This is a genomic window from Pseudomonas sp. 8(2025), from assembly GCF_052665325.1.
The window spans coordinates 22,938-45,941 of sequence record NZ_JBQOIE010000010.1; the positions used below are offsets into that span (position 1 = coordinate 22,938).

Consider the following 23,004-nt stretch of genomic DNA (forward strand, 5'->3'; position numbering starts at 1 on the left):
ACGATGCTGAATCTGCCAATGCTGACCAGAGCCCCCTTGCACACTCAGCCCTTTCGCTGGGGGCGGATCACCGAACTGTATTCACCCGCGGACGCCGCGGCCCTGGTAGCGACCTATCCCCGTGACTCCTTCAAGACGGTGTCCGGCTATGGCGGAGAAAAGGACTACGAGTACCAGGCGCGGCAACTGGTGGAAATGGGCACCGGGCGCATTATCCACGAGCAGCACCTGAGCCCGGCCTGGCGCAGGCTGGCCAGCGAGTTGACCGCACCGGACTATCGCCTGGCGCTGTCGACGCTCACCGACATGGACCTCAGAAACGCTCCCATGGAGGTCAATGTCTTCCACTACGGGCCGCAGGCCTGCCTCGGCCCGCACCCGGACCTGGGCGACAAGCTGGTGACCCATATCCTGTACTTCAACGATTCCTGGAACATCGAGGACGGTGGCTGCCTGAATATCCTGGGCTCTGCCGACCCCACGGATGTGGTCGCGGTGATCCCGCCCCTGGTGGGCACATCGGCAGTACTGGTACGCGCCGAGAACTCCTGGCATGCGGTGACGCAGGTGGTAGCCAATTGCCGGACTTCACGGCGCAGCATGACCGTGACCTTCTACCGGCCCGGCTCCCTCAGCTCAATGTGGCCAAGTGGCGACCAGAGCCCACTGCACAACTATGAGCCCGCTCATGACTAAGTCCCACTCGCAGGACCAGGAGTCGACCCTGCTGCGGCTCGAGCACGCACAGGCCATCCTTCAGCGCGATGCCGCCCTGGCGCATATCGAACATATGCGGCGCTCGCGTTCCTGGCGCCTGACCCGCCCCCTGCGCATGCTGATGCAGCTGCTGCGGCACGGGGTGATCAACGACGAGAGCGAGTACCCGACTCACCTGCCCTCTCTCGTCCAGCCTCTGCCAGCTTCCATCCCCTTGGAGCCCGATATCGTGGAGGACTCAGCACCCGGCTCTGCTGCTCAGCATTTTGACCTGCTGTGCTTTGCCAATATCGACTGGTCCGCCAGGTTCCAGCGACCACAGCAACTGATGACGCAGTTCGCTATCCAGGGTTATCGGGTGTTCTACATTATCCTTTCGCCGCTACCCGCGGCAGAGCGGCCCTATACGGCGCACCCAGTCGCTCCCGGGGTCTTCGAAGTCACCCTGCGCGGGCATGCACGGCAGGACTATTACGCCACCTGCATCACCGAAGGCAACCTGCGCGCCAATGCAGAGGCGTTGCAGGCCCTGGTGAGCGACTACCGGATCAAGACGGCGGTGTCGGTGGTTCACCTGCCCTATTGGACGCGCCTGGCCCTGCACCTGCGCAAGGCATACGGCTGGCCCGTGCAATACGACTGCATGGACGAATGGCAGGACTTTCCGAACATCGGTCAGCCCTTGCTGGCCCAGGAACAGGTACTGGTGGAACAGGCTGATCTGGTAACCGTCACCGCCTCCGTGCTGTACGACAAATGGGCCAGTACCAGCCGTCGCTGCCAGTTGGTTAGAAACGGGGTGGACTTCGACTTCTTTGCCCGATGCTGTACACCCAATACTCTGCTGGAGGAGCTTCAAGGCCCGATCATCGGCTTCTATGGTGCCCTGGCCGAATGGGTCGATTTTGAGCTGGTGGCGGCCATCGCCCGGCAACGACCAGAGTGGAATCTGGTGCTCATTGGCGATGTGTTCGTCCGTGACCTGGCCGGCCTCGACCGCTTGCCCAATGTGCACCTGCTGGGCCGCAAGCCTTACTCGCAGATGCCGCAATACCTGTACCACTTCGATGTCTGCATCATTCCTTTTCGCCTCTACAACGTGACCCACGCGGTGGATCCGGTGAAGTTCTACGAGTTCATCAGCGCCGGCAAACCCGTGGTCGCAGTGCCGCTGCTGGAGATGCAGATCTACGAGCCTTACCTGTATTTCGCCGACGGGCCGTCTGCCTTTGTCACGCAGATCGAAAGAGCCCTTGGGGAAACCGATCTGCAGCGCTGGGACCAACGGCTGGCACTGGCCAGGGAAAACGATTGGCGGCAACGCTTCGAAGACACGCGCGATGCGCTGGACGAACTGTTTCCGAAGGTCTCGGTAATCATCGTCACCTACAACAATGTGCAGCTGACCCGCGGCTGCATCGACAGCCTGCTGCGCAATTGCGCCTACCCGAACCTGCAACTGATCATCGTCGACAACGCCTCGCAGGACTCCACCCGCAACTACCTGCGCTACCTGGCCCGCAGCGAACCCAATGTGAGCATAGTGCTCAACGAACAGAACCTGGGTTTCGCCGCCGCCAACAACCAGGGCCTGCGCCTTGCGCAGGGCCACTACCTGGTCCTGCTCAACAACGACACCGTGGTGCCCAAGGGCTGGCTCGCGCCCCTGCTGCGCCACCTCGACGACCCGGAGGTGGGGTTGGTGGGGCCGACCACCAATGCGGTGGGCAACGAGGCCCGGGTCAGCATCGACTACCAGGACCTCAACGACATGGAGGACTTCGCCGACCGGCGCGCCAGCCAGTACCGCGGGCGCTGCTTCGACATCCCGATGCTGGCCATGTTTTGCGTAGCGATGCGCCGCGAAGTGCTGGATCAGGTGGGCTGGCTGGATGAAACCTTTGGCATCGGCATGTTCGAAGACGACGACTACAGCCGGCGAGTCCAGGCCGCCGGCTTGCGCACCGTATGCGCCGAGGACAGCTACATCCACCACTACGGCCAGGCCTCGTTCAAGGCCCTTATCGCCAGCGGCGAATACCAGCGGTTATGGGACAAGAACCAGGCCTACTTCGAAAGCAAGTGGGGGCCCTGGCAACCCCATCGTCAAGCACGCCGCAGAGCGAACGCCGACGCCACGGGAATGAAGCTCACCGACTGAATCTGCAGCCCGATACACCCACAAGGAAGATGCCGAACGTGCTGAAAAAAATAATTCAACAGCTCAGTGGTCGGGCAGTCGCAGCCCATGTTCCCCCGGACGACATGAGCGAGGAGCAGCGCAAGGCGCAGACCGCCGAGCACTGGTCACAGAACCAGGCCGGCTCGGATGCGTTTTCTGCGGATGTCTACTGGCTGGCAGTGCCTGCGGTGCAACAACGCCATCAGCAAAAGGCCACGGCCGGCAGCGGTCATGCTCACTGGGTACCCTATTGCCTGAACACCTTTCTGGCGGGCCGGTTACCGGTGCCGCGTATGCTGAGCATCGGCTGCGGCACCGGTACCCTGGAACGCGAGCTCTACAAACTCCAGGCCTTCCAGGACTGCGACGCCGTGGATATCGCCCCGGCGGCGCTGGACACCGCCCGGGCAGAAGCGGCGGCGCTGGGGGCCCGGACCCTGCACTACAGCCTTACCGATGTCGAGCGGGGGCAACTGCCCAGCGCTCATTACGACGCCGTCTGGTTCAACGGTTCACTGCATCACATTCGCCAATTGGAAAAGGTCTGCGCCAATGTCCGCCAGGCCTTGAAGGCGGACGGCTGGCTGTTCTTCAACGAGTATGTCGGCGCCAATCACTTTGCCTTTGACCAGGCCCAGTGCGCAGCCATCAGCCATGCCTTCGCCCTGATTCCCCCGGCCATGCGCCGCTCTTTCGTCCAGGGTTCCTACGGTCAGGTGCAGAACAACGTACCGCTCCCTGATCCACAAGAGGTGGTGAAGGTTGATCCGTCCGAGGCGGTGCGCTCCCAGGACATCCTCAAGGTGGTGGAACAGCACTTCGAGATCCAGGCCCTCAACACCTGCGGCGGCACCCTGCTGCAATTTCTGCTGCATGGCATCGCCGGCAATTTCAAGGTCGATGATCCCCAGGCGATGCGGGTGCTGCGGATGCTGTTCGACATCGAAGACGGGCTGATCGAGTCGGGCACCCTGAACAGCGATTTCGTGATCGTTGCCGCGACCCCGAAACAGTCGGAGTCCGTGCCTTGACTCGCTCTGTATCCGGGGCACGGCAATGAGCACCGCCCTGTTCCAGCGCTGGCGTCGCCTCTATCACCGCCTGCCGCTGCCTTACCTGCTGAAAGCCTTGATCCGGCGCCTGTATCACGGCGTGCTGGGACCTGGCTGGCGGGCCCTGCGTCGGCATCAGCGGGCCGCCAAGAGTTTCGTACCCGCTTGTAGCGTGCTACCGGCGGCCGACCCGCAATGGCCGGATTACGTGGTCTGGGGTGCCATCGACTGGGATTTCCGCCAGCAGCGTCCCCAGCACCTGGCCCGCGGCTTGAGCACCAGCGGACGCCGGGTTTTCTATGTTTCGGCCAGCCTGGAGGACGACGCTCGCGACGGTTTTACCTTGCGCCCGCTGGATGACCGAGGGCGGCTGTTCGAAGTGCGGCTGTTTGCACGCACAGCCCCGCTCCTCTACCACGCTGCCCCGCAAGAGGCCGTGGTCCAGCAGTTGCGTCGCAGCATCGGCGAGTTATTGAGCTGGGCCCATTCGAGCCAGGTGATCTCCCTGGTCCAGCACCCGTTCTGGGCCCCCGTGGCCGGGTCGCTGCCGGCCAGCCGCCTGGTCTATGACTGCATGGACGACCATCAGGGCTTCGGCAACAACGCCCCGGACCTCCTGCAACTGGAGCATGAGCTGCTGCGCGAGGCCGATATCACGCTGTTTGCCTCGGCGTGGCTGGAACGCCACTGGAGTCGGCACTGCCCGCCTGCAAGCACCGGGCAACGCTCCGTATTGCGCAATGCCGCCGACTTCACCTATTTTTCCAAGCCCCCGGCCCAGTGTTATCAAGACCCGCAAGGCCGTCCCGTGATCGGCTACTACGGCGCGCTCGCCCAGTGGTTTGATGTGGATCTGCTGGCCGCCATCGCCGAAGCCTTCAGGCACTGCACGATCCTGCTGATAGGCGCAGATACCGGGCGGGTTGGTGCGCGCCTGCAGCGCCATGCCAACGTCAGGCTGACCGGTGAAATCCCCTACGCACAGCTGTCCGCCTACCTGCAGGCCTTCGATGTCTGCATCCTGCCGTTTCGCATCGAGGCACTGACCCTGGCCACCAACCCGGTCAAGGTCTACGAATACCTGAGTGCCGGCAAGCCGGTGGTGGCGGTGGATCTGCCCGAGCTGCAGGAGTTCGGCCAGCAGGTATCCATTGCCAGGGATACCCCCTCCTTTATCGAAGCCATCGCCCAGGCGTTGCAGGAACCTGCCTGCGACAGCACTTCCCGCCAGCGCCAGGAATTCGCCGCACAACAGACGTGGGAGCACCGGGTAGAACAGTTGAAGGCCCTGGTTGAAGGCGAGCAAACCGGGCCCCTGATCAGCGTGATAGTAGTGACCTACAACAACCTGGCATTCACCCGCGCCTGCCTGGCCAGCCTGGCCGCCGATGCTCTGGGCCGCAATCTGGAAATCATTGTCGTCGACAATGCCTCCACCGACGGCAGCGTCGAATTCCTTCGGCAGTGGGTCAGCGACAGCGCTCACTCGCTCATCCTCAACCCCGGCAACCTGGGTTTCTCCGCGGCCAACAATCAGGGCCTGGCCCGGGCTAGGGGCGAGTTCCTGGTCTTGCTCAACAACGACACCGAGGTCACCACTGGCTGGGCGCAGACCCTGCGCCGCCACCTGCAACGCAACCCGGGGCTCGGCCTGATCGGGCCGGTAACCAACAACATCGGCAACGAAGCGAAGATCGAGATCAGCTACCGCAGCCTCGAGGAGATGCCTGGCCGCGCCCGCCAATACACCTGGCGCCATGCCGGCCAGCTGGTGCCCTGCGCCACCCTCGGTTTCTTCGCGGTCATGATGCCCAGGTCGACCTATGAGCGCGTCGGGCCCCTGGATGAAGCCTTCGGTCTGGGCTTTTTCGAAGACGACGACTATTGCCGCCGGGTCGAGCAAGCAGGGCTGTCCTGCGCCTTTGCCGAAGACGTGTTCATTCATCACCATCTTTCTGCCTCGTTCAGCCAGATGCCCGGCAGCCAGCGCCAACAACTGTTTGAGCGCAACAAGGCCCTGTACGAGGCGAAATGGGGCCGACCCTGGACTGCCCACACCGCCAGGGAGCCATCATGAGGCTGGTCTATCTGTCACCGGTCAGTTGGCACAGCTTCGCGCAACGACCCCATGAACTGGTGCGCCAGTTCCATGCGGCCACCCAGGCCCCCGTGCTGTGGGTCGAACCCTATCCCACGCGCTTGCCGGTACTGGCCGACTTGCTAACCCGCCCGCCATACCAGGGCCCGACCGTCGCCGTGCCGGACTGGCTGACCCTGGCCAGGCCCCGGGCCCTGCCCATAGAGCCCCTGCCCGGCTCGGGCTGGGTCAATCGCCTGTTCTGGCAGGAGCTCAAGCAACAGATCCGCCATTTTGCCCAGGCACCGACCCAGCTCGGCATCGGCAAACCCTCGAGGCTGGCCCTGCAACTGCTGCAGGAACCGATCTTCGCCGGCAGTTTCTATGACGTCATGGACAACGTACCGGCGTTCTATCGCGGCTGGTCGCGCCGTGCCATGCACCGGCGCCAGCACCAGACCGCCCGGGCTGTGGTCACCGCCCTGGCCTCTTGCACGACTTTGCAGCGCTACTGGCAACGGCAACAGGTCGATACCCGGCTGCTGCTCAATGGTTGCGCCAGCGAACGCCTGCCCGCCCTGCCCCTGTCCCGGCGCGCAGCACATGGAACACGGCCGGTGTTCGGCTACATCGGCACCCTCGCCAAGTGGTTCGACTGGGAATTCGTGCTTGCCCTGGCCGTGGCCTTTCCCGGGGCCGAGGTACGCCTGATCGGCCCCCAGCACGGACCTTCGCCCAGGGCACTGCCGGACAATATCCGGTGCTTGCCGGCGCTGTCCCACGAGGCCGCGCTGCAAGCCATGGCCGAGTTCGATGTCGGCCTGATCCCGTTCAAGTGCAACGACATCACCCGCTACGTCGACCCGATCAAATATTACGAGTACCGGGCCCTGGGCTTGCCAGTGGTCAGCACCGCATTCGGCGAAATGGGCACCAGGCGCCATCTTCCGGGAGTGTTTCTCAGCGACAGCCTCGACGACATCTCCCGAGTGATCCACCAGGCGCTGACGTTTACCGAGCCCCTGGCCGAGACCCTGAAGTTCCGCGAAGCCAACTCCTGGGCAAAACGCTTCGAGGGGGCCCATGCCGCGTTCCTGTGATGTGGTGGTGGTCAACTACAACGCCGGCCTTCTGCTGGAGGACTGCGTGATCTCGGTGCTGGCCCAGGACATCAACCGGCTGGTGCTGGTAGACAATGCCTCCCATGACGGCAGCCTGGAGCAGGTTGCCACCCGGTTCGCTGCCGATGAACGCCTGCTCATCCTGCGCAACCCAAGCAACACCGGCTTCGCCGCGGCCTGCAACCTAGGCGCCAGTCACTGCGAGCAGCCACACATCCTGTTCCTCAACCCCGACACCGTATTGCAACCGGGCGCCTTGCAAGGAATGATCGACGCCCTGCGCCACACCCACGATCTGGGCATGGCAGGTGGCCTGCTGTGCAACTTCGACGGCAGCGAACAGCCCGGTGGACGTCGGGTCTTCCCCACCCCACGGCGAGCAGTAGTACGCGCCCTTAACCTGTCGGGCCTGGCCTGGCTCTCGCCGCGACTGTTCTCCGACTTTCTTCTGCACCGCGAGCCCCTGCCCAGCCGTCCGACGCAGGTAGAAGCCATTTCCGGCGCCTGCATGCTGGTCAAGCGCAAAGCCCTGGACAGCGTCGGCGGCTGGGACGAAGGCTACTTCCTGCACTGCGAGGACCTGGACCTGTGCATGCGCTTTCGCCAGGAAGGCTGGAAAGTCTGCTTCGTACCCCAGGCCAGGATCTTTCACGCCTGGGGCGCCTGCAGCCGCACCCGCCCGGTGTTCGTCGAATGGCACAAGCACCGGGGCATGATCCGCTTCTATGGCAAGTTTTTTCGTGAGGACTATCCCCGGGTCCTCTCCTGGAGCATCTGTGCAGGTGTCTGGCTACGTTTCAGTTTCGTGGTGGGCTACCACTGGCTGGCGCAGGTGGGACGGATGCTCGGACAGCCTCGCTAGTCCGGCAATGGCTCAGAGCACAACGTCGGGGTGGCACTTCCTGATAAACTGCGCCAATTCGTCACCCCGACAACCGCCATGACCACAGGCGGTTGCCCCGCAAAGCGACAAACATCCCATGCCCTTTACCGCTTCAAGCCCTTCCCGTTCAGAACCTTCCCGGCGCTTCAGTGTGGCGCCGATGATGGATTGGACGGATCGTCACTGCCGATTCTTCCTGCGCCTACTGTCCAAACACACCTTGCTCTACACCGAAATGGTCACCACGGGTGCGCTGCTCAATGGTGATCACGAGCGCTTCCTGCGCTACCACCCGTCCGAGCACCCTCTGGCGTTGCAACTGGGGGGCAGCACGCCGGCGGATCTCGCGGCGTGCGCGCGCATGGCCCAGGAGCATGGCTACGATGAGGTCAACCTCAACGTCGGTTGCCCCAGTGACCGGGTGCAGAACAACATGATCGGTGCCTGCCTGATGGGCCATCCGGCGCTGGTGGCCGATTGCGTGAAAGCCATGCGAGATGCGGTGTCGATTCCCGTGACGGTCAAGCATCGGATCGGTATCAACGGGCGCGATAGTTATGCCGAGCTATGCGATTTCGTCGGCCAGGTCATGGAAGCCGGATGCAGCAGCTTTACCGTGCACGCACGAATCGCCATTCTCGAAGGCCTCTCGCCCAAGGAGAACCGGGACATTCCCCCGCTGCGCTACGACGTGGCGGCGCAATTGAAGGCGGATTTCCCACAGTTGGAAATCATCCTCAACGGTGGGATCAAGACCCTCGAGGCCTGTCATGAACATCTGCAGACTTTCGATGGGGTGATGCTGGGCCGTGAGGCCTATCACAACCCCTATCTGCTGGCCGAGGTAGACCAGCAGCTGTTTGGCAGCACTGAGCCGGTGATTTCCCGGGCCGAGGCGCTGGCCCGGTTGCGCCCCTATATTGCCGAGCATCTGGCTGCCGGTGGCGCCATGCACCACATCACGCGCCATGTCCTAGGGCTGGGCACGGGCTTCCCCGGTGCTCGCAAGTTCCGCCAGCTGTTGTCGGTGGATATCCACAAGACCCAGGATCCGCTGGCCCTGCTGGATCAGGCCGGGCAGTTGCTGGAAGGACGTTAAGCGTCGGCCGGGTTGAACCTGGCCGGGCTTTTGGCATCGTATCTACTGGACAGTGCCCCAGCATTCAAACGACTGTTTTCAGGTCACGGACTTTGGGGCCGCAGTTAGCATTCCGCGCCCTTGAGCGCCTGACAGCGCTCGGGTAATGTCGTCAGACCCATAGGACAGAGCACGCTCATGACTTCCAAGCTGGAACAACTGAAGAAAATCACCACCGTAGTGGCCGATACCGGTGACTTCGACGCCATCGCCCGGGTCAAGCCGGTGGATGCCACCACCAACCCTTCGCTGCTGCTCAAGGCTGCGGCCATCCCGGGTTATGCCGATCTGCTGAATGCCTGCGTCAACGACTGCAAAGGCGATGTCGGCCTGGCCAGCGACCGTTTCGGCGTGGCTGTCGGCCAGGAGATTCTCAAGGTCATTCCGGGCCGTATTTCCACTGAGGTGGATGCCCGCCTGTCGTTCGATACCGAAGCCATGCTCAAGCGCGCCCATCGGCTGATCGAGCTGTATGACAAGGCCGGCATCGGCCGTGATCGGGTGCTGATCAAGATCGCCTCTACCTGGGAAGGCATACGCGCCGCCGAAAAGCTGGAGCGCGAAGGCATCCAGACCAACCTCACCCTGCTGTTTTCCTTCGCCCAGGCCGTGGCCTGCGCCGAAGCCGGGGTGTTTCTGATTTCGCCATTCGTAGGGCGGATCTACGACTGGTACAAGAAGGCTACCGGCAACGACTATCAGGGCGCTGACGATCCGGGCGTGCAGTCGGTTACCCGCATCTACAACTACTACAAGGCCAATGACTACAAGACCGTGGTCATGGGGGCAAGCTTCCGCAACCTCAACCAGATCGAGCAACTGGCCGGCTGCGATCGCCTGACCATCAGCCCGGATCTGATTGAGAAGCTTGCCGCCGACACCGGCAAGCTGGAACGCAAGCTGAGCCCGGGCAAGACCGGTGAAGCTCGCCAGAGCCTGAACGAAGCACAGTTCCGCTGGGCTTCCAACGAAGACGCCATGGCCACCGAAAAGCTGGCTGAAGGCATCCGCCAGTTCGCCCGCGACCAGGAAAAGCTCGAAGCCCTGCTGGCTGCCAAGCTCTGATCGCTTCGCGTCAACGCAAAAAGGGCGAACCCTCACAGGTTCGCCCTTTTTTGTGCGCTCGCGTTTCAGTCGATCAGTGACGCTCCAGGGCATTCACCAGATCGTGAAAGGCTTCACGGTTGGAGTCATTAAGGCCCATGAGGATCTTGTGCGCCTCCAGGACCTTGACCCGTACCACTTCTTCCGACTGGTCCTGGGACGGCAGGTCGGTCAGGCATTCCGGACAGGGAATTGGGCGATCGACGATGTTGAACACTTGATCGAAGCCCATGGACTGCAACAGCCTGGTAATGTCTTCGTGGGTGGTGACGACGGTGGGCAACAGACCGACTTTCTGCCGCGACAGGATCGAGAGCTTGGCCAGCAGGCCCAGGGTGGTGCTGTCGATGCTGCGGGTTTCTGTCAGATCGATCACGATCGCCGAAAAATTCAGCGCGGTGAAAATCCGCTCAATAGTCGCATCCAGCGCCGAACACAGGGTCAGGCGCACTTCACCGACGAACTTCAGGACGAAGGTGCCATCCTGCTCGGCGAACTGGATTCTACCGGTACTCATTGAAGGTTCCTGCTCAACACTAACAGGGCGATATCATCCGGCATCTCCCCTAGCGTGGCCAATCCAAAAACTTGCCGCAAGCCATCCAGGCTGCCGCCCGCTGCCCTCACCCGTTCGGGCAAGGCTGCTTCTTTCTCTTTGAGTGTAGGCTCGGGCAAAAGGTCCAGGATGCCATCGGACATCAGCGTCAGGCTGAACACCGGCGGCAGCTCCAGAATGTGGTCTTCGTAGGTGGCCTCGTTGAACAGGCCCACCGGCAAACCACGCCCTTCCAGATAACGCACACTGTCGGGGGTGTACAACACCGGCAACGGCAAGTGCCCGCCAATGCTATAGGTCAACAAGCCAGTCTCCTCGTCGATGACTCCACCGACCATCGTGACGTGTTTGCCCAGCTTACAACTGATCAGGCCACGGTTGATATGGCCTAGCACTTCCGAAGGCTTGAACTCCGGCAAGGTGCCATTGCGCTTGGACTCGAACAGCAAACGGGTGGTCATGAACTTCAACAGCACGGTGACAAAGGCCGACGACGCACCATGACCGGAAACATCCGCCAGGTAGAAGGCCACCCGGCGCTCGTCGACACGGAAATAGTCGACAAAATCACCCGACAGGTACAACGACGGGATGATCTGGTGGGCAAAGTTGAATTCGTCAATCGACCAGGGGCTGGTCGGCAGCATGTTCATCTGCACCTGTCGACCGGCGTTCTGGTCTTCCTGGAGCAGATTGAGGCTGGCTTCGAGCTCGCGGTTCGCGGCTTCAAGCTTCTCTCTGTAACGCTGGTTTTCCAGCAACAGGCGAGCACGATCCAGGGCGCGGCGCACCGAGTGCTCGAGCACAGCCAGATCTTCCAGCGGCTTGATCAGGTAGTCCGCCGCGCCTAAGCGCAGGGCTTCAACCGCATCGTTCATGACGCCCGCACCCGAAACCACGATCACCGGGGTTTGCGGGGACAGTTCGGTCACTTGACGGATAAGCTCGAGACCGCCCATCTGCGGCATGCGCAGATCGCAGATCACCAGATCGGGGTTGTCGCGCTCGAATACCTGAAGACCCTGCTGGCCGTTAGCGGCCTGCAGTACGCTGAAGCCACTGTCTTCCAAATAGGCCGCGAGGCTCGCGCGCACTACTTCGTCGTCATCGATTATCAGCAGCGTGGCACTGGTTTTTTGCATGTGGGCAAACGGCGCCAGAATTAGGTTGGCGTAGGTGCTCTGGCCTGGGGCCTGAGGCACGCTACTGGATTCGCTTTCTAGCCACTCTGCAAGCCCGGCCAGGACCTTGAGCCCTGCACGCCCGACCATCAGAGGTGCCCTTCTAAGGCGCAGACGGTACTCCCATCCGCGGGGCGTTTCAAGCTCATGCCGATGGTCGCCTGACGTCTTTACACCGCAAATCACCGGGAGTTATAAAAACCGCTAAAACCGCAACTCAATCGCAGGATGGAACACATGAACCAAAACCAGCGTGACTACAGCGAAAAGCGCGATTACATCCGCATGCGGGTGGATGCAGAGGTCACGCTGATCCATCAGGGGCAGGTGATCGAAGCGGTCTGCATCGATCTTTCCAGCAGCGGCATGCAGGTTCAGGCACCACGTTCGTTCCAGGTCGGCGATCAGTTGAGTGTACGTATCGACTCAGAGCACGCAGCCCTCAGGGGGCTGGAAGCAGAGACAGAAGTGGTATGGGTCAACCCACAAGAAGGTGGCGGCCAGAAACTTGGACTTACAATCCTTAAAATGAAGTAAAGATTCCAACCCATGAAAAAGGCGGCCATCAGGCCGCCTTTTCAGTTTGTGCAGGACAGTCGAGCTTAGAAGTCGTCTTCGACCTTGCCGTCCTTGATCTTGAATTCGCGATTTTGCAGGTAGGCATTGCGAATGAAGGTGTATTTGTCACCGCGAATCAGCTTGTCCGCCGAGAGCAGGCTGGCACGGGTATCGACGACATCCACCCCCATGGTGATGTTGCGCGCGGGGATGTCATTCATGTAGCGGTAGGGTTCGGTGTAGCTGTCGACATACTTGGCCGGCGCATCACGCAGGGTGCTTGGCCCCAGCAACGGCAGCATCACGTAGGGACCGCTGCCCACGCCCCAATGACCGAGGGTCTGGCCGAAGTCTTCGTCATTGCGCTGCAGGCCCATCTTGGTACCGACATCAAAGAAGCCCGCCAGGCCCAGGGTGGTGTTCATCAACAGTCGCGCAGTGTCGACACCGGCAGCACCAGGTTTGGCCTGGAGGATGTCATTGGCGAGGTTGCCGACATCACCGATGTTGCGAAACATGTTGTGGATGCCATCTTCCAGAAACTGCGGAGTGACGGCCTGATAGCCCTGTGCCAGAGGCTTCAGGGCATAAGTATCCAGCGTATCGTTGAAGGTGAAGATGGGACGGTTGATGCTTTCCCATGGATCATCTTCGGCCGCCTGGGCAACCAGGGGAGCCAGCGTCACACCGGCACTCATACATAGTGGAACTAGATAACGGCTCCAGCGCATAGCAGGAAACTCCTTCGATTGTTCTCTCGTGGGGCTATGCCCTGAGGATAAGTTCAGGAGTATAAAGCGGATATGCCGGTTTAGGCAGCATCACCGCAAACCGTCTTCAGTCAGGGTTCAGCCAACCTTGCTGCCATTCACCGTACTGTCACCTGCATGTCATGTTCTGCCGCTAGCCTCCAAGGGTACTTCAAGGACGCTGACATGCCCCACGCCGACGCCTCAGTGCAACCCGCCCGCCCATTGACTGCCGTACTCTTCGGCCTCAGTGGCTGCCTGGTGGATTTCGGCGCGCGGATGCGCCAGCAAGCCACGGACAAACCTGATCCGGAGCAAGCCCAAGCCACACCTGGCGCGCTGGAAACGCTGCGGCGCCTGCATCAGCAAGGCATCCCCTGCGCCTGGCTGGAGCAACTGCTCCCCGCCAGTAGCCGCCAATTGGCTGCCGTCCTGCCGGACTGGATCAAGCCGGCACCTCACTCCCCCGCCCCCTGGCCCGCACCCGATGCCTGCTGGCAGGCGCTGATGGCGCTCAATGTCAAAGGCATCGACGGTTGTGTCCTGGTCAGCGGCGAACCCCAACTGCTGCAGTCGGGCCTCAATGCCGGCCTCTGGACCATAGGCCTGGCCTCTTGCGGCTCCCTGTGCGGCATGACCCCCAGCGAATGGCAGGCCCTGAGCCAGCAAGAACGGGAATTCAAGCGTGGCAAGGCCACGGTGCAGCTCTTCGGCCTGGGGGTGCATTCGGTCATCGACCATCTGGGGGAGTTGAACACCTGCCTGGCGGACATCGAACTGCGCCGGCTCAAGGGTGAAAAACCCTGACATAAGCCTGTTGATCAGGATCATGCACAGCGCCTGGGAGTGGATTACTCTAAGCCGTGGGCATGGACCTTTGACTCGACAGCGCGGTCCATCCCTGTGCCTATCAATAAAGGGAGAACGCCATGCCTGCCCGCGAACTGCAAGAACAACTCGACACCCTGCGCGAGCAATTGGAACAGAACCCACCGCTTTCCGAAGCCGAGCGCAACAATCTGCAAGAGCTGATGCAGCAGATCGAACTGCAACTCAAACTGGAGACCGGCACCCAGGACGCCAGCCTCGCCGACGGCGTCAACCTGGCCGTGGAACGCTTCGAACTGGAACACCCGGCGATTGCCGGAACCCTGCGCAATATCGTCCAGACCCTGGGCAACATCGGCATCTGAGCAACCCCCGGTAGCCAACCCCACAAAGCAAAAGCCCCGCTCTCGAAGCGGGGCTTTGCTTTTACTGGCGTACCAACCGGTGATTGGCGAAATCCGCGGTTTCGGTACTGCGGTAAGGGTTGATATCCAGCCCACCACGGCGCACATAACGCGCATACACGGTGAGTCTCTCCGGCTTGAGCAAGCGTTGCAGGTCGAGAAAGATCCGCTCCACGCACTGTTCGTGAAAGTCCGAGTGCTGGCGGAAGCTCACCAGATAGGCCAGCAGGCTGGCGTGATCCAGAGCCGCGCCCCGGTATTGCACCACCACGCTACCCCAGTCCGGCTGGCTGGTTACCGGGCAGTTGGACTTGAGCAGATGACTGTGCACGCTCTCCTCCACCACGCGCGAAGCATCGCAGCGCAGCAGTTCGGGGCGCGGGTGCTCATAGCTGTCGACACTGATATCCAGATCATCGATACACACCCCAGGCAGCGCCACCACGCCTTCGGCCTCGACCTCCTGCAGGCTGCGGATCCGCACGCCTACCGGCTTGCCGGCAGCAGCCGACAGATCAGTGCGCAAGGTGGCCTCAAGGGTCGCCCGATCATCGAACGGCGTCTGGTTCAGCGAATTGAGGTACAGCTTGAACGACTTGGATTCGATGATGTTCGGCGAATCGGCGGGAATGCTGAACTCACCGATAGCCACTACCGGCTTGCCCGACGGCAGCAGCCAGGACAACTCGAAGCAGTTCCAGTAGTCCACGCCCTTATAAGGAAGGGTATCGGCACTCAAGCCCAGCTCGGCCCATTTTGCCGCCCGGGGAATCGGGAACAGCAAGGACGGGGTGTAAGTGGAGACGTATTCACTGGACTTGCCCAGCGGCGAATGTTCGGCTGCGGGATGCATGGCGGAAACCTGACTGAAGAATCAGCGGATTCTATCAGCCTTTGCTCCCGCCTTTGAGCCCCGGATGCCTATGGGGTGACCGTCAGCTTGCCCACCATCCCGGCCTGGTAGTGCCCTGGAATGTTGCAGGCGAACTCCAGGTTGCCGCTCTTGCTGAAGGTCCAGGTCAGTTCGGCCTGCTTGCCCGGCTCCACCAGCACGCTGTTGGGATCGTCATGCTGCATGCCATGGTCCATGCCTGCCATTGAGCCGTGGCCCATGGCTCCATGATCCATCGCCTTCATGCCGGTCGGGGTGAGCATGCCGCTCTGCTGCATCTTGAGCATTTCCTGCTGGTGCTCGGCATGCATGGCCGCGTTGCCCAGATTGAACTCGTGCAGCAACTGCCCCTTGTTGATCAGCACGAATCGCACCGTCTCGCCGGCCTTGATCTCCAGGGCCTTGGGATTGAACGACATGTCCCCCATCACCACCTCGACACTGCGAGTGGCCTTGGCCGCAGGCGCCGGCTGGCCAAAATCGTAGGAGCCGGCCGGCGAGGCCCAGAGCGGTGCGCTCAACAGCATCAGGCAGCCCCCCAGGATCGACCGGCTTCGCCACAACAGGTTTTGCATACTCATCATCAGACTCCAACAAGATCGGGATTCAGCCTGTGGCACACTCTAGAGCCCTGCCGCTGCCAGCCAGCTGACATGCAGATTACAACTTTGTCAGCTTGCACTGCCCTGGCCTGCTGCACGGTATAAAGCCCGGGTTCCAACCGCCACGAGTCCCACCATGAAACTGCTGATCGTCGAAGACCAACCCAAAACCGGCCACTACCTGCGCCAGGGCCTGAGCGAGGCCGGCTTCAACGCCGAACTGGTGGCCGACGGCAGCACCGGCCAGCACTTGGCCCTGACCGGCGACTACGCTCTGCTGATTCTCGACGTGATGCTGCCGGGTCGCGACGGCTGGCAGATCCTCCAGGCGGTGCGCAGCGCCGGGCTGGAGATGCCGGTACTGTTCCTCACCGCCCGGGATGCCGTGCAAGACCGGGTGCACGGCCTGGAACTGGGGGCCGACGACTACCTGGTCAAGCCTTTTGCCTTCTCCGAACTGCTGGCCCGGGTCCGCAGCCTGCTGCGCCGGGGCAGCGCCGTGGCCCAGGAAACCAGCCTGCAACTGGCAGACCTGCGCCTGGACCTGATCCGCCGCCGGGTAGAACGCGGCAACCAGCGCATCGACCTGACCGCCAAGGAGTTCGCCCTGCTGGAAATGCTCCTGCGGCGCCAGGGCGAAGTCCTGCCCAAGTCGCTGATTGCCTCCCAGGTCTGGGACATGAATTTCGACAGCGATACCAACGTCATCGAAGTAGCCATCCGCCGCCTGCGCCTGAAGATCGACGACGACTTCCCGAACAAACTGATCCATACCGTACGCGGCATGGGCTACGTGCTCGAAGAGCGCCAGGCCTGATGCGCCGCCTGTCCCTGAGCGGGCGCCTGGCGCTGCTGTTCGCCGCCTGCACCGCAGTGGTCTCATTGTTGGCGGGGGTGTTGTTCAGCCGCGCCAGCGAAGCTCATTTCATCGAACTGGATCAGCAACTGCTGGACGGCAAGCTGCTGGCCCTGCGCAGCGCCTTGCAGAATGTCAACGAGGCCGGTGACTTCCCCCCGAGCCAGGCCAGGCTGCAGGACGAACTGAGCCACCAGCCGGACCTGCAGCTACGAGTCGGCGACGCCAATGGCCAGCTCTGGTTCGACAGCGCCCCCGGCCTGCCCGCCTCTCTGCCTGGCGGTGCCGGCTTGCGCAGCCTGGAGCAGGCCGGCACCGCCTACCGGCTCTACACAGCAGCGCTGAATCCCGGCCAGGCGGCCTCGCCGCAATTGACCCTGATCCTCGACATCACCCATCACCAGCACTTTCTGCAGCGCATGCAACACCTGATCTGGCTCACCGTGGGCCTCTCGGCCCTGGCCACTGCCCTGCTCGGCGCCTGGGCCGCCCGCAGTGGCCTGCGCCCGTTGCGGCGCATGGGCGCGGTGGCCGCCGGGGTCTCCGCCAGTTCCCTGACCCAGCGCCTGCCCCAGGAACAGATGCCCGTCGAGCTGGCGGAACTGGCCAGCAGCTTCAACGCCATGCTGGGCCGTCTTGAAGAGTCGTTTCAGCGCCTCTCGGCATTTTCCGCCGACATCGCCCACGAACTGCGCACCCCTTTGTCGAACCTGCTGACCCACACCCAGGTCACCCTGACCCGCCCCCGGCCGCTGGAGGACTATCGCGAAGCCCTGCACAGCAACCTGGAGGAGCTGCAATGGATGGCGCAACTGGTCAACGACATGCTGTACCTGGCCAAGGCCGACCACGGCTTGCTTACACCCAGGCGCGAAGCGCTGGAGCTGGCCCAGGAAACCGACATGCTGCTGGAGTTCTATGGCCCCCTGGCCGAAGACGCACAGATCGAACTGACCCGTGAAGGCCAGGCCGGCATTGCCGGGGACCGCAGCATGCTGCGTCGGGCGTTGTCCAACCTGCTGGACAATGCCCTGCGCTTCACTCCGGCCGGGGGCGCGGTCAAGGTGCGCATCAACGAAAGTGCCGGGCACCTGAGCCTGAGCATCGAGAATACCGGCGAAGGGATCGCCAAGGATGTACTGCCGCGCCTGTTCGACCGTTTCTACCGGGCCGACCCGGCACGGCGCGAAGGCAGCAGTGAACATGCGGGGTTGGGGCTGGCGATCACTCAGTCGATCATTCGTGCCCACGGCGGGCAGATCCGATGCGAATCGGCGGCGGGCTGGACCCGTTTCGTGATCGAGTTGCCAAGGCAGGATTGAGGGACTGTTCGCCGGCCAGCCGGCTCCTGCACCAATCGGACAGGAGCCGGCGGCCGGCGAAGGCGGGTCTCAGGAGTAGCGCAAAGCGTGGGCCGGCTCGACCTTGGACGCGCGCCAGGCCGGATACACGGTCGCCAGGAAGCTCAGAACGAAGCCGGCACCACAGATCAGCACCACGTCGCCGCCCTGCAGTTCAGAAGGCAGGTTACTGACGAAATACACATCGGAGCTGAAGATCTGCTGGCCGCTGATTCTTTCCAGCCAGCCCACCAGCTCACTCACGTTCAGTGCCGCGATTACCCCCAGCACCCCGCCGATCAGGGTGCCGACGATACCGATCACCGTCCCCTGGACCATGAAGATCGCCATGATCTGCCGTGGTGTGGCGCCGATGGTGCGCAGGATCGCGATGTCCGCCCCCTTGTCATTCACCACCATGATCAAGGTGGCGATGATGTTGAATGCCGCCACCGCCACGATCATCAGCAGCAACAGGCCGATCATGGTCTTTTCCATCTTCATCGCGCTGAACAGGCTGCCCTGGGTGTGGGTCCAGTCATCGGCGCGGAAGTCCGCCCCCAGGCCCTTGGCGATATCCGCCGAGACCTTTGGCGCGGCATACAGGTCCTTGACCGCCAGGCGCACGCTCTGCACCTGGTTCGGCTGCCAGTGCTGCATTTCTGCAGCATCGGCTACATGGATCAGGCCCATGGAGCCATCCAGCTCGGCCCCTACCTTGAACACCCCAACCACGTTGAGGCGTTGCATGCGCGGGGTGATCCCCCCCGGTGCAGTGCTCACTTCAGGCACGATCAGGGTCAGCTTGTCGCCGACGTTCAGGCGAAAGCGCCGGGCCGTGATCTCGCCGATCACCACGCCGAACTCGCCAGGTTTCAGGTCTTGCAGGCTGCCCTGGACAATATGCTGGGCAACGATGGACACCTTGCCTTCCTGGGCCGGATCGATGCCGCTGATCTGGATCGGCTGCATCGCCCCCTTGTAGGAGAGCATGCCCTCCATCTCGGTAAAGGGCACCGCGGCGGTGACTTCCGGATTCTTCAGGGCCGCCGCGGCCACCGGCTGCCAGTCATCGATGGGCTTGACCCCAACGATAGTGGCGTGGGGCACCATGCCGAGGATGCGCGAGCTCATTTCCCGCTGGAAGCCGTTCATCACCGACAGCACCACGATCATCGCCAACACGCCCAGGGCGAGGCCGATCATCGAGGTCATGGAAATGAACGAGACAAAACGATTGCGCCGCTTGGCGCGGGTGTAGCGCGTGCCGATAAAGATCGATAAAGGTCTGAACATGGGCAAGGCACCCTGGAAAGATTAATGACCCGGCATCGACAGCCCAGCCGCCGACGCCGTGTGCGGGCGCATCAGATGGCGACCAGGTGACCTTCTTGCAGGTGCAGTACGCGGTCCATCTGTCGAGCCAGGTTCATGTCGTGGGTCACCACCAGGAAGGCGGTGCGCATCGAGGTACTGAGCTCCAGCATCAGGTCCTGAATTCCCTGGGCCGTGTGCGAGTCGAGGTTGCCGGTAGGCTCATCGAGCATCACCAGCCCCGGCTTGTTCACCAGCGCCCGGGCAATGGCCACCCGCTGGCGCTCGCCACCGGACAGCTCGGCCGGTTTGTGCTCCAGGCGATGGCCGAGCCCGACCCGCTCCAGCAGCGCGGTGGCACGCTGACGGGCTTCCGGGATCGGCGTGCGGCCAATCAGCAGCGGCATGCAGACGTTCTCCAGCGCGGTGAACTCCGGCAGCAGGTGGTGGAACTGGTAGACGAAGCCCAGGGCGCGGTTGCGCAACTGGCCGCGGGCCTTCTCGCCCAGCGCCGAAAGCTCCTCGCCCGCCAGCCAGACGCTGCCCTTGGATGGCGTATCCAGGCCGCCCAGCAGGTTGAGCAAGGTACTCTTGCCCGAGCCGGAAGTGCCGACGATGGCCACTCGCTCACCCGGGTGCAGTTCCAGTTGCAGGCCAGACAGGACCACCACCGATTCCGGGCCTTCCTCATAGGACTTGCCCAGGTCGCGGCAGCTCAGGATTGCTTTTTCACTCATGCCCAACTCACTCATAACGTAGCGCCTCCGCAGGCTGGGTGCGCGCCGCACGCCAGGCTGGATACAGGGTGGCGAGGAAACTCAGGACCAATGCCGCGCCGCAGACCATCAACACATCCTCGGCCATCAGTTGCGACGGCAGGTAGTCGATGAAATACACGTCGGCATTCAGGAATTTGTGGCCGATCAGGCCTTCAAGGGCGGAAATCGCGGCACTCACGTTCAGCGCCGCCAGCATCCCCAGCACAGCACCGATCAGGGTGCCGACCACGCCGATCACCGTGCCCTGGACCATGAAGATCGCCATGATGGTTCCCGGCGTCGCCCCCAGGGTGCGGAGAATGGCGATATCGCCCTTCTTGTCGTTCACCACCATCACCAGGGTCGAGATGATGTTGAACGCGGCCACCGCGACGATCAGCAGCAGCAACAGGCCGATCATGGCTTTTTCCATGCGGATGGCCTGGTACAGGTTGCCGTGGGTACGGGTCCAGTCGCGGGCGTAATAGTGGTTCTCACCCAGCTGCTGGGCGATTTCCCAGGCGGTGCGCGGGGCCTGGAACAGGTCGTCGAACTTCAGCCGCAGGCCTTGTACCTGATCCGCCTTCCAGCGGTGCAGGCGACCCAGGTCCTGGAGGTTGGTCAGGCCCAGGTAGCCGTCGATCTCGCCGGCGCCGACATGGAAGATGCCCACCACGGTAAAACGCTTCATCCGTGGGAACATCCCGGCCGGGGTCACCGTGACTTCCGGGGCGACGAAGGTCAGCTTGTCTCCCAGGCCGACACCCAGCTTGGTTGCCGCCTTGTCACCAATGACAATGCCGAAGCTACCGGGCGCCAGCGCGTCCAACTGCCCCTGCTGCATGAAGTGGTCGATGATCGACACCTGCCGCTCCTGCTCAGGGTCGATGGCATTGAGCAGCACCTTCTGCACCTGGCCGTTGTTGGTCAACAGGCCCTGCATCTGGGTGAACGGTGCCACCGCCAGCACTTTGGGGTTCTGCTTGACCTTGTCGGCCAGGCTTTGCCAGTCGCTGATGGGTTCGCCGGATTCGATGGTGGCGTGGGGCACCATGCCCAGCACGCGGGTGCGCATCTCATGATCAAAGCCGTTCATCACCGACAGCACCACGATCATCACGATCACGCCAAGGGCGAGTCCGATCATCGAAGTCAGGGAAATGAATGACACAAAATGATTGCGACGCTTTGCACGGGTGTAACGCGTGCCGATAAAAGCAAACAGAGGTCTGAACATGTCGGGGCTTGTGCAGAGGAAAAGAAGACGTCCTTGTGGCGGGGCCTGGTAAGCAGCTTTACACTCAGACCACTGCCTCTACCATGGGTTCGCCATGTCGACATTAGATGAAGAAGATCGCCGCGAATACTACCGTATCGAGGACACGATCGCACTGGAAATTAGCCCCTTGTCCGCCCTCGACGCGGCGAGCAAGGAAGTGTTGCAGGATGAGTCCCCACTGTTCAATCTGCTCAGTGAACTGCACCTGAGCGAATTCGAATCCCAGCATCTGCTGCGCCAGGTCAGCGAGCGCGATCGCACCCTGGCCAGCTACCTCAAGGCCATGAACAAACGCATCGACCTGCTCAGCCAGGTGGTGGCGCAAACGGTGTTCGGCAAGTTCGGCGAGCCGCAGCGGGTCATTCTGTCCGAGGGCGGCATCGAATTCAGCCATCACCAGTGCTACCCAAGCGGCAGCCATCTTGCGGTGAAGCTGTTGCTGATGCCGCAGGCCCTGGGCCTGCTGCTGCGGGCCAAGGTCACCCACTGCGAGCCCCAGAGCTTTGGCACCTTCGAGATCGGCACCGAGTTCGAAGCATTGACCGATGCCCAACGCCAGCTGCTGGCGCGCTATATCCTGCAGAAACAGGCCCAGCAACGCCGCCAGGCCCGGGAGCAGAGCGACCCCGCCGCCGGCTGAGCAGTACGCCCGACCCTCTCTTAAGGAACAACATCCGTGAAGGAGCAATTGTGACCCTGATCTATGGCCATCGCGGCGCTAAAGGCGAAGCACCGGAAAATACCCTGACCAGCTTTCAGGAGTGCCTCAAGCACGGCGTGCGCCGTTGCGAGCTCGACTTGCACCTGTCCATGGACGGCGAGTTGATGGTGATCCACGACCCGACCCTCAAGCGCACCACAGAGCGGCGCGGCAAAGTGGTGGAGCATTCCGCCGCCGAGCTGGTGACCTACGACGCGCGCAAGGGCGGCCCGGGCTGGGTCAACCCCTGCCCCATTCCGCGCCTGGAAGAGCTGTTCGAGAAATGCGACTTCGAGCACTGGCAGCTGGAGGTCAAGAGCGCCTCACGCACCCGCGCCGCCACCACGGTGCTGGCGATTCGCGAAATGGCCCAGCGTTTCGGCCTGCTGGACAAGGTCACCGTGACCTCAAGTTCTCGGGAAGTATTGAAGGCCGCCGTGGAGCTGACCCCGGACCTGTCCCGCGGACTGGTCGCCGAATACGCCTGGCTCGACCCATTGAAGGTCGCCCAGAGCTATGGATGCGAGATTCTGGCGTTGAACTGGACGCTGTGCACCCCAGAGCGTCTGCAACGGGCGCAGCGGCAGGGCTTGCATGTGTCGGTATGGACCGTCAACGAGCCTGCGCTGATGCGCAGGCTCGCCGACTTCGGCGTAGATAGCCTGATTACAGACTTTCCCGGTTTGGCCAGCGCCACCCTCGAGAATCGCTGA

At 62.4% G+C, this 23,004-nt stretch carries 23 protein-coding genes; 15 read left to right on the forward strand and 8 right to left on the reverse strand.

The window, feature by feature from the left end; translation table 11 throughout:
* The first annotated feature begins 3 nt into the window (after positions 1-3).
* The 8 genes from ACUXVH_RS19280 to tal all read left to right on the forward strand — a co-directional run bounded on the left by ACUXVH_RS19280 (position 4) and on the right by tal (position 10,235).
* The gene (locus tag ACUXVH_RS19280; RefSeq protein WP_053150206.1) at positions 4-696 is read left to right on the forward strand and encodes a 2OG-Fe(II) oxygenase family protein; all 693 of its coding nucleotides are present in this window, start codon (positions 4-6) and stop codon (positions 694-696) included.
* A complete protein-coding gene (locus ACUXVH_RS19285) occupies positions 689-2,878 on the forward strand; it encodes a glycosyltransferase (RefSeq protein ID WP_065363474.1) in 2,190 nt (729 codons plus the stop codon). The genes ACUXVH_RS19280 and ACUXVH_RS19285 overlap by 8 nt, the downstream gene beginning before the upstream one ends.
* Positions 2,879-2,907: 29 nt before the next feature.
* Positions 2,908-3,930 carry a class I SAM-dependent methyltransferase gene (locus tag ACUXVH_RS19290; protein ID WP_255313397.1) on the forward strand — a complete coding sequence of 341 codons (1,023 nt, stop codon included), beginning with the start codon at positions 2,908-2,910 and terminating at the stop codon, positions 3,928-3,930.
* Positions 3,931-3,955: 25 nt separating this feature from the next.
* Positions 3,956-6,028, forward strand: coding sequence for a glycosyltransferase (locus tag ACUXVH_RS19295; RefSeq protein WP_065363472.1), 2,073 nt, complete (start codon positions 3,956-3,958; stop codon positions 6,026-6,028).
* On the forward strand, positions 6,025-7,128 hold the full coding sequence (locus ACUXVH_RS19300) for a hypothetical protein (RefSeq protein WP_019095056.1): 1,104 nt from the start codon (positions 6,025-6,027) through the stop codon (positions 7,126-7,128). Before ACUXVH_RS19295 ends, ACUXVH_RS19300 begins: the two co-directional genes overlap by 4 nt.
* Positions 7,112-8,011: a glycosyltransferase family 2 protein gene (locus tag ACUXVH_RS19305; RefSeq protein WP_065363471.1), complete on the forward strand. Its 900-nt coding sequence runs from the start codon at positions 7,112-7,114 to the stop codon at positions 8,009-8,011. Before ACUXVH_RS19300 ends, ACUXVH_RS19305 begins: the two co-directional genes overlap by 17 nt.
* 118 nt (positions 8,012-8,129) lie before the next feature.
* Positions 8,130-9,131 (forward strand): tRNA dihydrouridine(20/20a) synthase DusA, encoded by a 1,002-nt coding sequence (dusA, locus tag ACUXVH_RS19310; RefSeq protein ID WP_047285009.1) that lies wholly within the window; start codon positions 8,130-8,132, stop codon positions 9,129-9,131.
* Between the two features lie 177 nt (positions 9,132-9,308).
* The gene (gene tal / locus ACUXVH_RS19315) at positions 9,309-10,235 is read left to right on the forward strand and encodes a transaldolase (RefSeq protein ID WP_011060293.1); all 927 of its coding nucleotides are present in this window, start codon (positions 9,309-9,311) and stop codon (positions 10,233-10,235) included.
* Between the two features lie 73 nt (positions 10,236-10,308).
* On the opposite strand, the gene rssC is transcribed toward tal, so the two are convergent.
* Positions 10,309-10,791, reverse strand: a complete 483-nt coding sequence (gene rssC / locus ACUXVH_RS19320; protein ID WP_003218919.1) for an anti-sigma factor antagonist RssC — start codon at positions 10,789-10,791, stop codon at positions 10,309-10,311.
* Positions 10,788-11,972: a two-component system response regulator RssB gene (rssB, locus tag ACUXVH_RS19325; RefSeq protein WP_026020041.1), complete on the reverse strand. Its 1,185-nt coding sequence runs from the start codon at positions 11,970-11,972 to the stop codon at positions 10,788-10,790. Before rssB ends, rssC begins: the two co-directional genes overlap by 4 nt.
* A 276-nt stretch (positions 11,973-12,248) precedes the next feature.
* Between rssB and ACUXVH_RS19330 the strand changes: the two genes are divergently transcribed.
* Complete coding sequence (locus ACUXVH_RS19330) at positions 12,249-12,548, forward strand: PilZ domain-containing protein (RefSeq protein ID WP_011060291.1); 300 nt, start codon at positions 12,249-12,251, stop codon at positions 12,546-12,548.
* A gap of 65 nt (positions 12,549-12,613) precedes the next feature.
* Here ACUXVH_RS19330 and ACUXVH_RS19335 read toward each other — a convergent pair whose 3' ends face one another.
* Positions 12,614-13,300 (reverse strand): MlaA family lipoprotein, encoded by a 687-nt coding sequence (locus ACUXVH_RS19335; protein WP_011060290.1) that lies wholly within the window; start codon positions 13,298-13,300, stop codon positions 12,614-12,616.
* A gap of 204 nt (positions 13,301-13,504) precedes the next feature.
* On the opposite strand from ACUXVH_RS19335, the gene ACUXVH_RS19340 reads away from it, so the two are divergent.
* The gene (locus ACUXVH_RS19340; protein ID WP_065363470.1) at positions 13,505-14,125 is read left to right on the forward strand and encodes a phosphatase; all 621 of its coding nucleotides are present in this window, start codon (positions 13,505-13,507) and stop codon (positions 14,123-14,125) included.
* Between the two features lie 122 nt (positions 14,126-14,247).
* On the forward strand, positions 14,248-14,511 hold the full coding sequence (locus tag ACUXVH_RS19345) for a DUF4404 family protein (RefSeq protein ID WP_011060288.1): 264 nt from the start codon (positions 14,248-14,250) through the stop codon (positions 14,509-14,511).
* Positions 14,512-14,572: 61 nt separating this feature from the next.
* Here the strand turns inward: ACUXVH_RS19345 and queF are convergent, their stop codons facing one another.
* Positions 14,573-15,403 (reverse strand): NADPH-dependent 7-cyano-7-deazaguanine reductase QueF, encoded by an 831-nt coding sequence (gene queF, locus ACUXVH_RS19350; RefSeq protein ID WP_011060287.1) that lies wholly within the window; start codon positions 15,401-15,403, stop codon positions 14,573-14,575.
* A gap of 68 nt (positions 15,404-15,471) precedes the next feature.
* Positions 15,472-16,023, reverse strand: coding sequence for a copper-resistant cuproprotein CopI (copI, locus tag ACUXVH_RS19355; RefSeq protein WP_019093682.1), 552 nt, complete (start codon positions 16,021-16,023; stop codon positions 15,472-15,474).
* Between the two features lie 157 nt (positions 16,024-16,180).
* On the opposite strand from copI, the gene ACUXVH_RS19360 reads away from it, so the two are divergent.
* Both ACUXVH_RS19360 and ACUXVH_RS19365 read left to right on the forward strand, forming a co-directional pair.
* A complete protein-coding gene (locus tag ACUXVH_RS19360; protein ID WP_065363469.1) occupies positions 16,181-16,861 on the forward strand; it encodes a heavy metal response regulator transcription factor in 681 nt (226 codons plus the stop codon).
* Positions 16,861-18,222 carry a heavy metal sensor histidine kinase gene (locus ACUXVH_RS19365; protein ID WP_065363468.1) on the forward strand — a complete coding sequence of 454 codons (1,362 nt, stop codon included), beginning with the start codon at positions 16,861-16,863 and terminating at the stop codon, positions 18,220-18,222. The genes ACUXVH_RS19360 and ACUXVH_RS19365 overlap by 1 nt, the downstream gene beginning before the upstream one ends.
* Positions 18,223-18,291: 69 nt before the next feature.
* Here the strand turns inward: ACUXVH_RS19365 and ACUXVH_RS19370 are convergent, their stop codons facing one another.
* The 3 genes from ACUXVH_RS19370 to ACUXVH_RS19380 form a co-directional block, all read right to left on the reverse strand.
* A complete protein-coding gene (locus tag ACUXVH_RS19370; RefSeq protein WP_011060283.1) occupies positions 18,292-19,536 on the reverse strand; it encodes a lipoprotein-releasing ABC transporter permease subunit in 1,245 nt (414 codons plus the stop codon).
* 71 nt (positions 19,537-19,607) lie between these two features.
* A complete protein-coding gene (gene lolD, locus ACUXVH_RS19375; protein WP_015634822.1) occupies positions 19,608-20,291 on the reverse strand; it encodes a lipoprotein-releasing ABC transporter ATP-binding protein LolD in 684 nt (227 codons plus the stop codon).
* A gap of 7 nt (positions 20,292-20,298) precedes the next feature.
* A complete protein-coding gene (locus tag ACUXVH_RS19380; RefSeq protein WP_011060281.1) occupies positions 20,299-21,549 on the reverse strand; it encodes a lipoprotein-releasing ABC transporter permease subunit in 1,251 nt (416 codons plus the stop codon).
* Between the two features lie 94 nt (positions 21,550-21,643).
* Between ACUXVH_RS19380 and ACUXVH_RS19385 the strand changes: the two genes are divergently transcribed.
* The gene (locus ACUXVH_RS19385) at positions 21,644-22,231 is read left to right on the forward strand and encodes a PilZ domain-containing protein (protein ID WP_065363467.1); all 588 of its coding nucleotides are present in this window, start codon (positions 21,644-21,646) and stop codon (positions 22,229-22,231) included.
* 50 nt (positions 22,232-22,281) lie between these two features.
* On the forward strand, positions 22,282-23,004 hold the full coding sequence (locus ACUXVH_RS19390; protein WP_065363466.1) for a glycerophosphodiester phosphodiesterase: 723 nt from the start codon (positions 22,282-22,284) through the stop codon (positions 23,002-23,004).

Coding starts and splice junctions, on each gene's coding strand:
- ACUXVH_RS19280 (WP_053150206.1), top strand. CDS start 4: ATGCTGAATCTGCCAATGCTGACCAGAGCCCCCTTGCACACTCAGCCC.
- ACUXVH_RS19285 (WP_065363474.1), top strand. CDS start 689: ATGACTAAGTCCCACTCGCAGGACCAGGAGTCGACCCTGCTGCGGCTC.
- ACUXVH_RS19290 (WP_255313397.1), top strand. CDS start 2,908: ATGCCGAACGTGCTGAAAAAAATAATTCAACAGCTCAGTGGTCGGGCA.
- ACUXVH_RS19295 (WP_065363472.1), top strand. CDS start 3,956: ATGAGCACCGCCCTGTTCCAGCGCTGGCGTCGCCTCTATCACCGCCTG.
- ACUXVH_RS19300 (WP_019095056.1), top strand. CDS start 6,025: ATGAGGCTGGTCTATCTGTCACCGGTCAGTTGGCACAGCTTCGCGCAA.
- ACUXVH_RS19305 (WP_065363471.1), top strand. CDS start 7,112: ATGCCGCGTTCCTGTGATGTGGTGGTGGTCAACTACAACGCCGGCCTT.
- dusA (WP_047285009.1), top strand. CDS start 8,130: ATGCCCTTTACCGCTTCAAGCCCTTCCCGTTCAGAACCTTCCCGGCGC.
- tal (WP_011060293.1), top strand. CDS start 9,309: ATGACTTCCAAGCTGGAACAACTGAAGAAAATCACCACCGTAGTGGCC.
- rssC (WP_003218919.1), bottom strand. CDS start 10,791: ATGAGTACCGGTAGAATCCAGTTCGCCGAGCAGGATGGCACCTTCGTC.
- rssB (WP_026020041.1), bottom strand. CDS start 11,972: ATGCAAAAAACCAGTGCCACGCTGCTGATAATCGATGACGACGAAGTA.
- ACUXVH_RS19330 (WP_011060291.1), top strand. CDS start 12,249: ATGAACCAAAACCAGCGTGACTACAGCGAAAAGCGCGATTACATCCGC.
- ACUXVH_RS19335 (WP_011060290.1), bottom strand. CDS start 13,300: ATGCGCTGGAGCCGTTATCTAGTTCCACTATGTATGAGTGCCGGTGTG.
- ACUXVH_RS19340 (WP_065363470.1), top strand. CDS start 13,505: ATGCCCCACGCCGACGCCTCAGTGCAACCCGCCCGCCCATTGACTGCC.
- ACUXVH_RS19345 (WP_011060288.1), top strand. CDS start 14,248: ATGCCTGCCCGCGAACTGCAAGAACAACTCGACACCCTGCGCGAGCAA.
- queF (WP_011060287.1), bottom strand. CDS start 15,403: ATGCATCCCGCAGCCGAACATTCGCCGCTGGGCAAGTCCAGTGAATAC.
- copI (WP_019093682.1), bottom strand. CDS start 16,023: ATGAGTATGCAAAACCTGTTGTGGCGAAGCCGGTCGATCCTGGGGGGC.
- ACUXVH_RS19360 (WP_065363469.1), top strand. CDS start 16,181: ATGAAACTGCTGATCGTCGAAGACCAACCCAAAACCGGCCACTACCTG.
- ACUXVH_RS19365 (WP_065363468.1), top strand. CDS start 16,861: ATGCGCCGCCTGTCCCTGAGCGGGCGCCTGGCGCTGCTGTTCGCCGCC.
- ACUXVH_RS19370 (WP_011060283.1), bottom strand. CDS start 19,536: ATGTTCAGACCTTTATCGATCTTTATCGGCACGCGCTACACCCGCGCC.
- lolD (WP_015634822.1), bottom strand. CDS start 20,291: ATGAGTGAAAAAGCAATCCTGAGCTGCCGCGACCTGGGCAAGTCCTAT.
- ACUXVH_RS19380 (WP_011060281.1), bottom strand. CDS start 21,549: ATGTTCAGACCTCTGTTTGCTTTTATCGGCACGCGTTACACCCGTGCA.
- ACUXVH_RS19385 (WP_065363467.1), top strand. CDS start 21,644: ATGTCGACATTAGATGAAGAAGATCGCCGCGAATACTACCGTATCGAG.